Annotated in this window: 15 protein-coding genes and 2 tRNA genes; 12 read left to right on the top strand and 5 right to left on the bottom strand. The window is 57.6% G+C overall.

From position 1 onward, the window contains the following. Positions 1-80: 80 nt before the first annotated feature. Together GSVR_RS18820 and GSVR_RS18815 are read right to left on the bottom strand one after the other, a co-directional pair. A tRNA-Phe gene (locus GSVR_RS18820) sits at positions 81-156 on the bottom strand. A gap of 65 nt (positions 157-221) precedes the next feature. Next, positions 222-1,310: a radical SAM/SPASM domain-containing protein gene (locus GSVR_RS18815; RefSeq protein ID WP_173195344.1), complete on the bottom strand. Its 1,089-nt coding sequence runs from the start codon at positions 1,308-1,310 to the stop codon at positions 222-224. A gap of 206 nt (positions 1,311-1,516) precedes the next feature. Between GSVR_RS18815 and GSVR_RS18810 the strand changes: the two genes are divergently transcribed. The 5 genes from GSVR_RS18810 to GSVR_RS18790 all read left to right on the top strand — a co-directional run bounded on the left by GSVR_RS18810 (position 1,517) and on the right by GSVR_RS18790 (position 3,720). Beyond that, positions 1,517-2,008 carry a roadblock/LC7 domain-containing protein gene (locus GSVR_RS18810; protein WP_173195343.1) on the top strand — a complete coding sequence of 164 codons (492 nt, stop codon included), beginning with the start codon at positions 1,517-1,519 and terminating at the stop codon, positions 2,006-2,008. A gap of 20 nt (positions 2,009-2,028) precedes the next feature. Next, positions 2,029-2,616, top strand: a complete 588-nt coding sequence (locus GSVR_RS18805; RefSeq protein WP_173195342.1) for an ATP/GTP-binding protein — start codon at positions 2,029-2,031, stop codon at positions 2,614-2,616. Between the two features lie 74 nt (positions 2,617-2,690). Beyond that, entirely contained in the window at positions 2,691-3,023 is a 333-nt protein-coding gene (locus GSVR_RS18800) for a hypothetical protein (RefSeq protein WP_173195341.1), read from the top strand. A gap of 100 nt (positions 3,024-3,123) precedes the next feature. Continuing rightward, positions 3,124-3,216 (top strand) — tRNA-Ser (locus GSVR_RS18795). Positions 3,217-3,261: 45 nt separating this feature from the next. After that, the gene (locus tag GSVR_RS18790; protein WP_239077386.1) at positions 3,262-3,720 is read left to right on the top strand and encodes a DUF2155 domain-containing protein; all 459 of its coding nucleotides are present in this window, start codon (positions 3,262-3,264) and stop codon (positions 3,718-3,720) included. A gap of 4 nt (positions 3,721-3,724) precedes the next feature. Here the strand turns inward: GSVR_RS18790 and rnhA are convergent, their stop codons facing one another. Both rnhA and GSVR_RS18780 read right to left on the bottom strand, forming a co-directional pair. Next, positions 3,725-4,213 carry a ribonuclease HI gene (gene rnhA / locus GSVR_RS18785; protein WP_370552049.1) on the bottom strand — a complete coding sequence of 163 codons (489 nt, stop codon included), beginning with the start codon at positions 4,211-4,213 and terminating at the stop codon, positions 3,725-3,727. Next, positions 4,197-4,850 (bottom strand): 1-acyl-sn-glycerol-3-phosphate acyltransferase, encoded by a 654-nt coding sequence (locus GSVR_RS18780; RefSeq protein WP_173195340.1) that lies wholly within the window; start codon positions 4,848-4,850, stop codon positions 4,197-4,199. The genes rnhA and GSVR_RS18780 overlap by 17 nt, the downstream gene beginning before the upstream one ends. 152 nt (positions 4,851-5,002) lie before the next feature. Between GSVR_RS18780 and GSVR_RS18775 the strand changes: the two genes are divergently transcribed. From GSVR_RS18775 to GSVR_RS18745, 7 genes are all read left to right on the top strand, one after another. Then, positions 5,003-5,527, top strand: a complete 525-nt coding sequence (locus GSVR_RS18775; RefSeq protein ID WP_173195339.1) for an NUDIX hydrolase — start codon at positions 5,003-5,005, stop codon at positions 5,525-5,527. Next, positions 5,515-6,747, top strand: coding sequence for an EAL and HDOD domain-containing protein (locus GSVR_RS18770; protein ID WP_173195338.1), 1,233 nt, complete (start codon positions 5,515-5,517; stop codon positions 6,745-6,747). The genes GSVR_RS18775 and GSVR_RS18770 overlap by 13 nt, the downstream gene beginning before the upstream one ends. 2 nt (positions 6,748-6,749) lie before the next feature. After that, entirely contained in the window at positions 6,750-7,103 is a 354-nt protein-coding gene (locus GSVR_RS18765) for a peptide chain release factor-like protein (RefSeq protein WP_173195337.1), read from the top strand. Then, positions 7,100-9,472: an endonuclease MutS2 gene (locus GSVR_RS18760; RefSeq protein WP_173195336.1), complete on the top strand. Its 2,373-nt coding sequence runs from the start codon at positions 7,100-7,102 to the stop codon at positions 9,470-9,472. Before GSVR_RS18765 ends, GSVR_RS18760 begins: the two co-directional genes overlap by 4 nt. Before the next feature lie 81 nt (positions 9,473-9,553). Next, entirely contained in the window at positions 9,554-9,874 is a 321-nt protein-coding gene (locus GSVR_RS18755; RefSeq protein ID WP_173195335.1) for an HNH endonuclease, read from the top strand. Then, on the top strand, positions 9,858-10,496 hold the full coding sequence (locus GSVR_RS18750) for an HAD family hydrolase (RefSeq protein WP_173195334.1): 639 nt from the start codon (positions 9,858-9,860) through the stop codon (positions 10,494-10,496). The genes GSVR_RS18755 and GSVR_RS18750 overlap by 17 nt, the downstream gene beginning before the upstream one ends. 6 nt (positions 10,497-10,502) lie before the next feature. After that, positions 10,503-12,479 carry a CHASE2 domain-containing protein gene (locus GSVR_RS18745; protein ID WP_173195333.1) on the top strand — a complete coding sequence of 659 codons (1,977 nt, stop codon included), beginning with the start codon at positions 10,503-10,505 and terminating at the stop codon, positions 12,477-12,479. Positions 12,480-12,524: 45 nt separating this feature from the next. On the opposite strand, the gene GSVR_RS18740 is transcribed toward GSVR_RS18745, so the two are convergent. Further along, positions 12,525-14,141, bottom strand: coding sequence for an ammonia-forming cytochrome c nitrite reductase subunit c552 (locus GSVR_RS18740; protein WP_173195332.1), 1,617 nt, complete (start codon positions 14,139-14,141; stop codon positions 12,525-12,527). Positions 14,142-14,210 lie beyond the last annotated feature (69 nt).

Genomic DNA, 14,210 nt, shown 5'->3' with positions numbered 1-14,210 from the left:
GCCTTACTTGCGTCGATATCTGCGTCAACAAAAAAGGCACTTACGAATTGCTTTCGTAAGTGCCTTTTTATGCGATTAAGTGGTGCCCAGGGACGGAATCGAACCGCCGACACGAGGATTTTCAGTCCTCTGCTCTACCGACTGAGCTACCTGGGCGAAAGGAACTAACCTTATACTTCAGGAATCAGGCACTGTCAATAGATAATTGTCTCAGCAACAGATTATTTGTTGTCCCCGGCAGCCTCCTGGCGCTGAACACGAATCGGGACGTAATTGCAGAAGGGTTCCTCCTCCAGGTAGTCTCCATAGACTGCATCGGCCCTGGCCCGGCAGCCTCCGCAGATGTTCAGGTACTCGCATTGACCGCATTTGCCCTTGTACGATTTGAAATCCCGCAGGCTGCGGAAAATGTCCGAGTTCTCCCATATCTCCTTGAAGGGAACCTGTTTGACATTGCCGGCCGTGCGGTGGAAGTATGAGCAGGGCTTGACATTGCCGAAGCAGTCGATCAGGCAGATCGTCTGGGCAGCGATACAGCCCTTGCCGCCGCCGGTCGAGAAGGTGAGGGAACGGCGCTCGAAGTTGACACCTTCGGCCTTGGCCTTCTGCGGCACGATGCGATAGTAGTGCGGGGCACAGGTAGGACGCATCAGGATCTCGTCTTCCAGCTTTTCCTGCTGGTAATGCCAGTCGAGGATCTCTTCGTAATCCTCTTTGGAAATCAGTTCGCTCATGATCTCTTCGCCGCGGCCGGTCGGGACGATCATGAACATGTACCAGGCAGTGGCGCCCAGCGATTTTGCGACTTTGAAGGTGTTGGCAATATCGTGCTGGTTGCGCTTCGTAAATGACGAGTTGATCAGGAACTTCTGTCCGTTGCGCCGGAATATCTCAGCCGCGCGGACAACCCCTTCGAAGGAGCCGGGGCATTGCCGAAAATTGTCGTGAACCTCGGCGCTGCTGCCATCAAGCGACAGGGAAACCATCTTTATATCCGCCTGCTTCATCTTCTGGCAAATCTCATCGGTCACCAAGGCGCCATTGGTGGCCATGCACATGCGCAGCCCAAGTGATGTGCCGAATTGGGCCAGTTCGAAAATATCCGGACGCAGCAGTGGTTCACCACCGGAAAGAACTACGACCGGTTTGGAGAAGTCGGCAATCTCTTTGAGCAGTTTCTTGCCTTCTTCGGTCGTAAAATCGCCGGAGGATGAGGTGAGATCGGAAGAGCAGCGGCAGTGCACGCAGCGCAGATTGCATTTCTGTGTGGTTTCCCACGCGACCCATTTGGGGACGAATTCCTGTTGCATAGTGCTCCCGTCAGATGAAGTGCGAATAAAAGATATTTAAAAATAATACCGGAAATACCCTATAAACTCAAGGTGATTTCCCCACATGCCGGCGCAATCCGCATTGTAATAAGCTTGAAACGGCAGGGTATTTCTGCTATAGAAACCGAGAATTTGATTCTTGTTTCTCCTTGGAAGTTATCAGCCGGCAGGCAGGAGAGAGGCACATGTCTGCTCAGCAGATGGTCATGTACGACGAAGAATTTCGGGAGATCAATCAGGTCATTGAACGCCTGCTGAGGGAGGCGAATGCCAAGGTTGTCTTCCTGGTCGACAAAAATGGCCAGATGATTTCGGGCGTCGGTGAGACGGATGGATTCGACACCACCTCGCTGGCTTCACTGGCTGCCGGAAACATTGCGGCAACGGGTGGGCTTGCAAAGCTGATCGGTGAAAAGGAATTTTCGGTTCTGTGCCACGAAGGGGAAAAGGACAATCTCCATATTTCCATCGTCGGTGGCCGTGTCATTCTGGTGGTGCTGTACGATAATCGTTCTACACTGGGGCTTGTCCGCCTGCGGGTAAAGAAGGCATCGGATGAGCTTGCCGTCATCTTCTGCAGATTGCTTAAGAAGGCGGAGGAAAAAGAACGGCAGGGATGCTCCGGTTTTCCTTTTGCGGAGATTACCGATGATGACATCGACAACCTGTTTCGTTAGCTGTAGCGAGGTAAGCCGGAATGTCCTTCATCAACTACGCCTCGCGGGAAATAAACTGTAAAATAGTTTATTATGGTCCGGGACTCTGCGGTAAAACCACCAATCTTCAGTACATTTACGACAAGACTGCGCCGGATGCCAAAGGCAAGATGATCAGTCTGGCAACGGAAACAGAGCGGACGCTTTTTTTTGATTTTTTACCTCTGGCGCTGGGGGAAATACGCGGGTTCAAGACGCGTTTTCATCTCTATACGGTTCCTGGTCAGGTGTTTTACGATGCTTCGCGCAAACTGATCCTGAAGGGGGTCGACGGCGTGGTGTTTGTGGCGGACTCCCAGGAAGAGCGCATGGATGCCAACGCCGAATCTCTGGAAAATCTGCGGATCAATCTCAGTGAACAGGGATATGACCTGGAGAAGATTCCGTTCGTGGTGCAGTACAATAAGCGCGATTTGCCGGATGTCGTTCCCGTGGAAGAGTTGCGCCGTGAGCTGAATCCCGGGAATGTCCTTGATCTCGAAGCTTCCGCCATTACCGGCGAGGGGGTCTTCGAAACGCTCAAAGCAATAGCCAAGCTGATTCTGATGGATCTGAAAAAGAGCAGGTAGTACATTGTCCTTGTTTTGCCAGTCGAGGGGTGCTTCCCGTCGGCATTATCATGTGCGGTAAAGGGGTTTATGAAATGGCAGACCTTATCGATGTCCCTCGTGGGATGAAAGTGATTAAATCCGTCGTTGTCAAACGGTTGCAGAGCGGATTTTTTGCCGAGGTGTTTCTGGTGCTCAACAACGGCCAGTACGAAGCGGCTCTGTTTTTGAACGACAAGTTCAAGCCGGGCCCGCCGATTCCTCACGAGCTCGATACTCCCTCGGAGCAGCACTCGCACTGGATGGGGGTTCGGCCGAGCATCGGGCTGACACCGGAAGAGGCTGAACGCATCATCAGCGAAGTCGAAAGCGAAAATGCAATACACCGCAAGAAAATGAGCGATCGCTGGGGGAAGCAGGATTACTGAACTGCCGGCCTGACGACTGCAGTCTTTAGAGCTTGATTTTTTGCGGACAGCGTGTTAACTATAAAAGTTCCTGTGCCTCAGGGACGTAGGCCGGTTTTTAGGAGAGATGGCCGAGTAGGTCGAAGGCGCTCGCCTGCTAAGCGAGTATACTGGGAAACCGGTATCGAGGGTTCGAATCCCTCTCTCTCCGCCACTCAAATTATCGATGTAGCAGGTATCTCCAGTGCGTGTATACACAGTGCTGCTCGTTCTGCCGATTATGCTGCTGGCAGGCTGTCAAGGCACGGAACAGCAAGCTTCATCCCCGGTAGAAAGCGCACGTTCGCACGAAAAGAAGATCATGACGCTGGCTGTGCCTGAAGCCGTCAGAAGCAAATGGAAGGCTGTCAGGATATGCGTTACCGACAAAGCAAGCGTCAAGAAAATCGTTCACACCATCCCCATCGGCGGTAAAATCCACCTCCCTTCATCCTCCATGACCATAGAAGTCGAAGCTTTTCTCCCGGCCTTTGTCATGGAAGGCTCCGTTATGACCTCTGCCTCCAATGAGTTGAAGAATCCGGGAGCGAAGGTCAAAATTCGTGAGGGCAATAACCTTGTCTTCGACGGATGGCTCTTCTCGAAGTTTCCCAACACTCACGCCTTTATGCATCCCCGCTATGGTTTCGCCCTCGTCGATGTTGTTCCGGTCCGGTAGCTAGCTACTTTTTCAGCCGCAAAATCGCCTCTCGCGCCAGCACGTCGCAGCGTTCGTTTTCGTCATGGCCGTTGTGTCCGCGTACCCACTTCCAGGTGATGGTGTGTTGGCGGGTGAGTTCCAGCAGGCGTTCCCATAGATCCCGGTTGACAACAGGCTCCTTCTTGCTGTTTTGCCATCCCTTGCTCTGCCAGCCCTTTATCCATTCGGTGATGCCCTTTACCAGATACTGCGAATCGGTGGTGACGATCACCCGGCAGGGACGGGTAAGTCTTGCGAGAGCCTCGATGGCGGCGGTCAACTCCATTCTGTTATTGGTGGTCAGGCTCTCGCCGCCACTGATCTCTTTTTCGTGTCCGTTATAGCGCAGTATGGCGCCGTAGCCGCCGGGCCCGGGATTGCCGCTGCAGGCGCCGTCGCAGAAAATTTCCACGGTTTTTCCCACATCGGAGGCGCTGTTTTCGCCCGCAGCGATTTCACGCTTCGCCGACATAGGCTCCCTCCCGCTTCAGAAGCTCGCCAATCGCGTTCATGACGCGCTCCACGATCAACACATGGGTTTCTTTGCAGTTGTCGAGTGCATAAAGATCGGAAAAATCGAGCGGAGCGCCGAAAATTGCCGTGGCATCCTGACCGAAACCGGGAAATTTCCAGCGATTGAAGCCGGTCAAGGCGGTCGGAATGACCGTCGGACGGGTATCGTAAATGATCTTGCCGACGCCGCGGTTGCCTTTTCCCAGTCTGCCGTCGCGATGCCGGGTTCCTTCGGGGAAAAGCATGACCTTCTGGTCCTGCAGCAGTTCCTCGAGTACCACCGCTGCCTTGATGTCACGCCGGCGTTTGACCGGAAAGGCACCCCAGGTCGAATAGAGCAGGCGCTGGAACGGTTTTTCGAACAGTTCCTCTTTGGCGGGTGCCCATACCATCTGGAGGGGGTGGTGCCGAATGATTGCCCATGGCAGGAAAATGGTTTCGTAGGCCGAGATGTGGTTGGAAACTATCAGAACGCCGCCGGAACGGGGGATGTGTTCAGCCCCCTTGAATGCGAAGCGGTTGAGGGTCGAGGAGTAGAATCCCACGACAAAGGCGGAGAAGGTTACCCATAGCCGCCGCAGAAATGATGTCTTCACGTTGTGCCGTCCTGACGTACCGCCGAAGCGGCTGATTCCCCTGATGCAGCCACTGTGTATAGCATTTCCGGCCGCGAGAATTCAAATGGAAAACTCCTGCGAGTATTGCTATAGTTAACCGAAGCCTGCCTTTGGACACCTGTGGAGCATCCATGATCATTCACAATCGTCAAATCCTCTTCAACGGTTTGATCATCGACATAGAGCAGATGGAAGTGGAGATCGGCGCCTGCGGCCGCCATATCTATCAGGTTGTGCGTCACCCCGGCGGGGCGGGGGTGTTGCCGGTGCATGACGACGGAACCATCTCCCTGATCAGGCAGGTGCGTCCCGCGGTGGAGACGGCCCAACTGGAAATTCCGGCCGGCCGGCTTGATCCTTCTGAGCCTCCCATACGATGCGCCAGCCGGGAACTGCGTGAGGAAACCGGCCTGGTCGGCGGAACGCTGATTTCACTTGGAATGATATATTCTTCTCCCGGAGTTTTTGACGAGGCCATTCACCTGTTTGCCGCCACCGGCATTACGGACGGTGCGGCCTGCCCCGAAGCCGACGAGGAAATAGAGGTGCTGCGTCTGCCGTTTGACGAGGCACTGAAGATGGCGGCGGATGGACGCATCAGCGATGCCAAGACATTGGCGGCACTGCTGCGCTGGGAACTGTTATGCCGGACATGAGCTACCTGATCGGCCGCCAGCCGATCCTGAACCGCAATGAAGAAGTGGTCGGCTACGAACTGCTGTTTCGTTCCAGCGGCTCCCACAACTCCGCCAGCTTCAGGGACGCCTCCTACGCAACTGCCAGCGTCATTATCGGCACACTCTCGGGGTTCGGTCTGGAAAGGATCCTGGGGGCCTACAGAGGATTCATAAATCTGGATCTCGAGTTGTTGATGAGCGACTCGCTCGAGCTGCTGCCCAGAGAACGGGTCGTGCTGGAGCTGCTGGAAAACCTGCGGGTGACGCCCGAATTGATTGAGCGTTGCCTTGCTCTCAAAGAGGCCGGTTTTGTGCTGGCACTGGACGACCATATCTTTGATGCCGAGTACGAGGAGCTGTACCGGATCGTCGAGATCGTCAAGATCGACCTGCTGCAGACGCCGGTCGAGAGTCTGGCTGAAATGGTCCGGCACTTGCAGCCGTTCCCGGTAAAACTGCTGGCGGAAAAAGTGGAGACACGCGAGGAATTCCGCCAATGCCTGGCCCTCGGTTTCGAATATTTTCAGGGTTTTTATTTTGCGACTCCCTCGATCATCGAGAAGAGGCATTTCGATGAGGCCGGCGCCAACCTGTTGAAACTGGTGCGCCTGGTGGAGGACGATGCCGATATCGACGAGATCGTGCAGACCTTCCGCAGCAGCCCCGGTATGACCTACAAACTGCTTTTGCTGGTCAATTCGGTCTCGCTGGGGTTGCGCGAAAAGATCCGGACGGTACAGCACGCAGTGGCGATCCTGGGACGACAGCAGATCAAGCGCTGGGCGCAACTGGCCCTGTTCGCCTCGGACGACAACCGCGGGATTGAAAGAGATCCGCTGGTGGACATGGCGGCAGTGCGTGCTGCTCTGATGGAACAGCTGGCCCGTTGCCATCCGGAGCTGAAAGAATTCCGCGAAGCTGCCGACAAGGCCTTCATGGTTGGGATACTCTCGCTGCTCGAAACAATTTACAGCATCTCGATGGACGAAGTGATTGCCAATCTCAATCTTTCCGAGGAGATCGGAGCAGCCTTGACGCTGCGGAGCGGCCTGCTGGGAAAGCTGTTGGATCTGGCTGAAATGATCGAAGGGATGCATTTCGAAGCGGCCTTCGACCGGCTGGAGGCGATGGGGATTTCCCATGAGGAATTGTTGGCGGCGCAGGTGAGAGCCTACAACTGGCGCAGCGGGTTGAACTGACCATGTCCGTCTTTGCCGTAAGCGATGAGAAGAACCGCTGGCTGCGTATGAAGATGGCTGAACTGGCGGTGCGGGAGGAAGACCTGGAGGAGACGTTCGTCCGTTCTTCTGGCAGCGGCGGCCAGCATGTCAACAAGACCTCCACCTGCGTGCAACTGCGGCATATTCCCAGCGGCATCAGCGTGAGCGTCTCCCGCGAGCGCAGCCAGTCCATCAACCGCTTTCTGGCCCGGAGGGAGCTGCTGGAGCGCATCGAAGCCTCCAGCGGGCTGCAGACGCCGGAGGCAAAGCGCATCGAACGACTTCGCAAACAGAAGGACCGCCGACGGCGGCGGACTGCCAAGAAGGTGCCATGATACTGCGGGAAACTCTGAAACGTCTCGAATTCGACAAAATCCTTTCCGAAATTTCCACCCAGGTGCACAGCGATGTAACGCGTCAGAGGCTGCTGGAAACGGTGCCGCAGCCAGACGCAGAGGTAATCGGCGCCATTTCCGGGCGGGTCCGGGAGATCCGCGCACTGGCTTCCCTGAGCATCACCCTCCGCCTCGCCAATTTCGGCGATATCCGGCCTCAGCTGGAAACCGTGCGTCCTGCCGGTGCTTTTCTCCCCCCCGGAGAGCTGCTGCTGTTCATCCCGGTCCTGCGGATTTTCGGGGAGATCGCCCGCCAATTCGCGCCGCGCAGCGATATCCCCCTGCTGATGTCCCTGGCGCCTGCCTTGAGACCTTTCTCCGATATTCTCGAACCGCTGGCCGCCTCGATCGATCACGACGGCAGCATCATGGACAGCGCCTCGTCCCAATTGCGGGAGATCCGACGCACCAAACGATCGCTGATCGCCCGCATACGCAAGAAGATGGAAGAGATCGTCAGGGACAACGATATCGAGATCTTCCTGCAGGACGACTTCATCACCCAGCGCTCCGGGCGGTGGGTGATACCGGTACGCATGGATTCCAAGGGCATGGTCAAGGGGGTCGTGCACGACGTCTCATCTTCGGGCGAAACCGCCTTCATGGAGCCGCTGGAGATCATTCCCTTCGTCAACGAACTGGAGAATCTGACTGCCGAAGAAAAGGCCGAGGAGATCCGCATCCTGCGGCAACTCTCGGCCTGGATCCGGGAGGATGCGGCTGATATACGGGGCTGCTTCGAAACCCTGCTGACCCTGGATGAACTGAATGCCATCGCGCGTTTTGCCGATGCCTACCGCCTGGAAGAGCCCCGGTTCAACGGCGAGGGGACCTTGAGGTTGGCCGGCGCGCGCCATCCGCTGCTGCTGATGCTGGAGCGCCAGGGGGGGCTCTCCCGGGTGGAGGCGCTTGACCTTGAACTGGGGAACGAAGGCCGTGTGATGGTCATCACCGGACCCAATGCCGGCGGCAAGACCATTGCCCTCAAAACGGCCGGCATTCTGATGCTTATGGCCCTGTGCGGCCTGCCGGTGCCGGTTGACGGCGCCCGCTCCACCTTTCCCCTGCTGGATACGCTGCTGGTTGATATCGGTGACGACCAGTCGATCGAGGAAAGCCTTTCGACCTTTTCCGCCCATGTGGCCCGTATCGCTGCCATGCTCGACCAAGCCGGGCCCCGAGCCCTGGTATTGCTGGATGAACTGGGGGCCGGTACCGAGCCGCAGCAGGGGGCGGCCATTGCTTGCGGCGTGCTGAGAGTCCTCCAGGAAGCGGGCGCCGCAGTGATCGCCACCACCCATCTGTCGGAGATCATCGGCTATGTTCATCGGACGCCGGGCATGATCAATGCCGGCATGGAGTTCGATGCCGAAAAGTTTACCCCTCTTTACCGGCTGATCAGCGGTGAGCCGGGACATTCGCATGCCATCGAAGTAGCCCGGCGTTTCGGGATGCCGGAGCGGGTGATCGAATTTGCGCGCCAGATGCTGGGCCACGCCGGCGCCGAATTTACCTCGCTGCTGGCTGAACTGCACCGCAAGCGCGAGGAGTTGGCCGAGGCCACCAGAGAGCTGGAGCGGCAGCAGGCCCAGGTTCGCCTGACGCAGCAGCAGTTGAAGGAGCGCGCCGCCGGCATCGAGCAGGCCCGCAGGGAGGTACGCGACAAGGCCTGGGTCGAGGCCCGCGAATTGATCTCCTCCAGCCGTCGCCGCATGAACGAACTCCTGGACGAGTACAAGCGCGAGAAGCGCAGCGATGTTGCCGAGAAGCTGCGGAAAAGCGAAGCGGAATTGAGCGGACAGCTCGAACCGCACGATACGGATGAAGCCGGCCAGGCCCCCCTTGATCGGGTACGGGTCGGAGATCCGGTCCGTATCCGTTCGCTGGGATTCGACGGAGTGGTGATCAGTTGCGACGAACGGCACGGCAAGGCCAGGGTCAGGGCCGGCAGCATGGAGATGGATGTTGCTGTCAGCGATCTGGTTTCTTCCGCGAAGAAGGACAGGGAAAAAGCCGGCCGGAAGTCCCCGGGGGGATGGACCGTCGAGGCGCCCCAAGAGGCCGGCGAACATGAGCTGAAACTGATCGGCATGCGGGTTGAGGAAGCGCTGGGCTTGCTGGAGCCATTCCTCGATCGTGCCGCGCTGGACGGGTTGCGGGAGGTGCGCATCGTTCACGGCGTCGGCACCGGACGCCTGCGTGACGCGGTGCGCGAGTATCTGGCCCGTCATCCGCTGGTGGAGGAACACCGTCCCGGCGGAGCGCACGAGGGCAGGGACGGAGCAACGGTTGTCACGCTGCGCCGCTAGGAACTGATTTGTTTCGTCGAGCGGCGTAAGTCTTCGTACGGTACGTGGGTGTTACGTCGTCACCGATTCAGGAAAGTATAAATGGACCCTTTCATCATCGAAATAAGCGAGCAGGAGATCCGGCGCGAGCGGGACAAGTCCCGGGAATTGCGCCGGAGCCGCTGGTGGCAGAACCGCATCGCCCAGGGACGCTGCCATTGGTGCGGAGGCATATTCCCGCCGACTGAACTGACCATGGACCATGTCATCCCCATCGCCCGGGGGGGCAAAGCCTCCCGCAACAACGTGGTGCCTGCCTGCAAAGAGTGCAACACCAAGAAAAAGTATCTGCTGCCGATGGAATGGCAGGACTACCTGAACCAATTCGAGAAGGCGGAATCACCGCATGAAACAGACGAATAAGCGCTGCAAGCTTTTGATCTATGACTGCGACGGGGTCATGCTCGATACTCTCGAGTCGAATTACATCTTCTACAATCGCGTAATGGAGCATCTTGGCAGGCCCCCTCTGGACCGTTCCGACCTCAAGGCACGCACCGTGCTTCATACCTATTCTTTCGAGAATGTCATGGAATATTTTTTCGGCAACGACCCCTGCCGCGATAGCGCCTGGTCGTTTGCAAAGACGATCCATTACCGGGACCTGGCACCGTTCATGAGCATCGAGGATGGGTTGATCGAAACTCTCGACCGCCTGAAGGGAAGGGTTTCCCTGGCGGTCTGCACCAACCGGGCCATCTCGATGGATATGATCATCGATGATTTCGGGCTGAGCGGCTATTTCGAATATGTCATGACTGCCGCCAAGGTTACCAATCCCAAACCGCATCCGGAGCCGTTGCTCAAGATCCTCGACCATTTCGGTATTGAAGCGGGAGAGGCGCTGTTTGTCGGCGACGGCGAGGTGGACATGATGTCGGCGCGGGGGGCGGGCGTGCCTTTTGTGGCCTACAAGTCCCGGCTTCCGTCGTCGCATCGCATAGAGCGGCATGGGGAGATCCTGTCGCATGTATTCGGGGGGTAGCGGGTCATGAAAACAGTGAACACCAGGGTTGCGCGGTTTTTGATCGGTACCGGTGTGACGCTGTGTTTCTGTTTGATCCTGGTTTGGAATCCCACCCTTTTCGCGATGCTGGAAGCAAAGCTCCTTGATGCCCGTTTCAAGGCCCGCGGCCCTCTCACTCCCCCCGATTCGGTAATAATCGCCACAATCGACGAAAAAAGCCTGGCAAAGCTGGGCCGCTGGCCCTGGAGCAGGGATGTGCATGCCCGGCTGGTGGAAAAATTGGCCCGGGCCGAAGCGGCCGTGATTGCCTATGACGTCATCTTTCCCGAATCGGAAAGGAACGATCCCGATTTCGCCCGTGCCATCAGGGAAGCCGGCAACGTGGTGCTTCCCATGGCGCTCGACTTCGAACAGCAGGCCATTCCTCTCTCCGATGCGATCCTGGAGAAATCTGCCATAGTGTCCGTGGAGGACCAGGAGCTATTCAGGAAGCATCCGCCGATCATGTCGGGAGGGGTGCTTACGGTTCCGGTGCGGCACCTGGAAGAAAGCGCCATGGCGCTGGGCAACATCAATATGTTTCCCGACGACTTCGACGGTACCCTGAGATGGGAACACCTGCTGCTGGTGTACGATAATGCCCTGTATCCCTCCCTGGGGTTGCGCTGTGCCGCCGCCTTCCTGGGGATCTCACCCGAGAAGCTGACCGTATCCGCCACGCGGGGGATCAGAGTCGGCAAAACTTTCATCCCCACCGATCACTACGGCCGCATGCCGATCAACTATTACGGTCCCGGCCGCACCTTCCGCCACATCTCCATTGCGGACATTCTGGATGGTACCGTCGGGCGCGCCGAATTGGAGAACCGCATCGTCTTTGTCGGGCCGACCGCCATCGGAATCTACGACCTCAGGGTAACCCCCTACACGACCGTAATGCCGGGAGTCGAAAAGCATGCCTCCGTGGCGGCCTCCATTCTTGAAAAACGGTTCATAACAGAGGCTTCGCAAACCGGAAACCTGATCTTTCTTCTGATTCCCGGACTGGCCATGGCATTGGCGCTGAGCCGGCTGAGGCTGGCATGGGGGACTGCCGCATCGCTGGCAGGTCTGGCAGTGGTCTGGCTGGCCGGCTACCTGCTCTTTACCCAATTGGGGCTATGGATAAATCTGGCGGCCCCGCTCGGCACCATCTTCTTCTCCTTCACATCGATCACCGCCTGGAACTACGCCTTTGAGGAGCGCCATGCCCGCCGGATCAGGGCCATGTTCTCCAGCTACGTCACCCAGACCATCGTCAACGAACTCATCAAAAATCCGGACATGGCCAGGCTCGGCGGAGAAAAAAGGGAGGTAACGGTTCTCTTTTCCGATGTGCGCGGCTTCACCACCTTTTCCGAAAAGCATTCGCCCGAAGAGGTCGTTGCCATCCTGAACGAATATCTCGGGGCCATGACTGACGTGATCCTTAAATGGGAAGGGACGCTGGACAAATTCGTCGGCGACGCCATCGTGGTCTTCTGGAACGCGCCCCTGCCGCGGGAGAATCACGCCGAATACGCCCTGCGCTGTGCCCTGGAGATGCAGGTACGGCTCGGAGAGTTGCACCGTAAATGGCAGCGGGAAGGAAAACCCCCGCTTTCGTGCGGCATCGGTATCAATACCGGAGAGGTGGTAGTGGGCAACATTGGCGCTGACGGCAAGAAGATGGACTACACCGTCATCGGAGACCATGTCAACCTGGGTGCCCGGGTGGAATCTCTCACCCGCAGGTTCGATGCGGATCTGCTGGTCACCCAGGGCACGATCTCGAAGTTGCTACCCGCCATCGAAGCGGAGGAGCTGAAAGGGTTTGAGATCAGGGGGGTCAGCCGTGTCATCGTCAAGGGCAAGGAGGAGCCGGTGGGCCTGTACACGGTGAAACCCACCGACTCCCCTTCGGAAAACTGCATCTTTACGGAGGTGCCCGAGGGGGAGGTGATCAGGATGACGGAGAAGTAGGAACAACCATCCCTTCACCCCGCGTCCTCCCCGGTGTTACCCCGCCTATTTTTTGCCGCGTTCGTTCAGGGCCTTGTTGAGCAGAGCAACTCCTTCCTTTGAGATGGTAATAGACATCCCCAGGCTCTCCCGGGCCAGGTCGGGATTGTGGAAACCGTCGCTGTTCTCTGCAGTCCACCACTCCCACAGCACATGCGCCTCTTCGTGCTTTTCACGGGCCTTGGCCAGGGTCGCCTCGTCCACCCCCAGGCGTTTTGCCACGGCATAGGTATCGATCAACTGGCTCAGCCAGAATTCCGACTTGCGGATCTTGCCCCGGATGTAATTCTGGATCGCATCCATCTGGTAGAGCTGTTGTTCGGTCGTCCATTGCGGATGGCAGCGCGAGCAGGCCTCCTTGACATGATTGCGCGGCCTGAGCATCATGTGCGACCGGTAGGTCTTGCCCTGGGCGTTCTTCATCTGCGGCATGTGACAATCGGCGCAGGTCACGCCGGCCCGCTCATGCGCGCTGCCGGAGAAGGTCTCTGCCTCGGGGTGCTGCAGCTTGACCAGCCGCGCGCCGGTCACTGCGTGTTTGAAATCATAGAAATTGAGCTGCCGGTAGTGGGCGAGCAGTTCCTTGACCTGCGTCAGCGGCATATGGTTGGTGCGCTGGTCGTCGAAGCCGATCGGCTTGCCGCTGTCGAACTCGTACCCCTTGCCGCAGGCGTACTCGACATGGCATTGGGCGCACATTATTCGGGAATCGGCCTTCTTCATGATGCCGATCTTGCGGAAACCATCGCGGAACGAGATCACCTGCAGGTCGGTTTTGCCATCCTTGCCGGCGAACATCGTGGCTCCCGATTCGATACGGTGAATCAATTCGTCGCGCACGACGCGCGGCTGCGTTCCATGCGGATCATGGCAATGGATGCACCCGACCGTGTTATTGGTGTCCTTTGCCACGGCTATCACATCCGAGGTGCGGTCCCAGGTGGCCCGGGGATCCTTGTCCCCCAGGAACTTCCATTTCAGGATATGGTCCGACGTCTTGCATTGGATGCAGGTCGGGTTGCCTGCCTTGGCGGTATCCGGCATCTTGAAGTCCGGTCCCCTGTCCTCGAGCACATCCCAGGTCTTGCCGGTCGTATCGGTTCCCAGCCAGCGCTGTTTGTGCTGAAAGCGCCCCCCGGCGAAGCGGTCCACCACGAACTGGTCGATCACCATGAAGGGATGGCCGCGCGGCTCATTGTGTTCGATGGTGAAGCCGTAAGGTTCCAGCAGCTTGTCCATCATCGGCGAGCGGCCGCCGGGAATGCCCTTCTCGCGGTGGGCCTGAGACTCGTAATTCACCTTCATTGAGCCGGCATATTCATCCTTGTGGCAGGAACCGCACAAGGCCTGGTCGATGATCGTGACCGGTTTGGTATCGGGATTGGCCAGATGTTCATCAAGTTTTTGATGGCAGGTGCTGCAGGCCAGTCCGGCGTGCTTGGAGCCCTGGTGGAGGTCCTTGATTTCTGCGTGACAGCCGTAGCAGGATTCCTTGTTCTCCGTCTTGGCAGCTTTGGCCGGTTTTGTCGGTTTTGCCTTGGCAGCATCGGTGAACAGCGGCAGGGATAAAGCCGCTATCGCTCCACCGATAGTTGCACCATACGCCAGTTTCCTGAGAATCATCGTCTCCTCCTTTCCGTTGTCCGTAGTTTTACGCCCTGTCGTGTATTCGATACTTAAAAAATACTATTA

This window comes from Geobacter sp. SVR (assembly GCF_016865365.1).
In the GTDB taxonomy this organism is placed as follows: Bacteria; Desulfobacterota; Desulfuromonadia; order Geobacterales; family Pseudopelobacteraceae; genus Pelotalea.
This window is presented reverse-complemented; position numbering and strand designations above follow the sequence as displayed.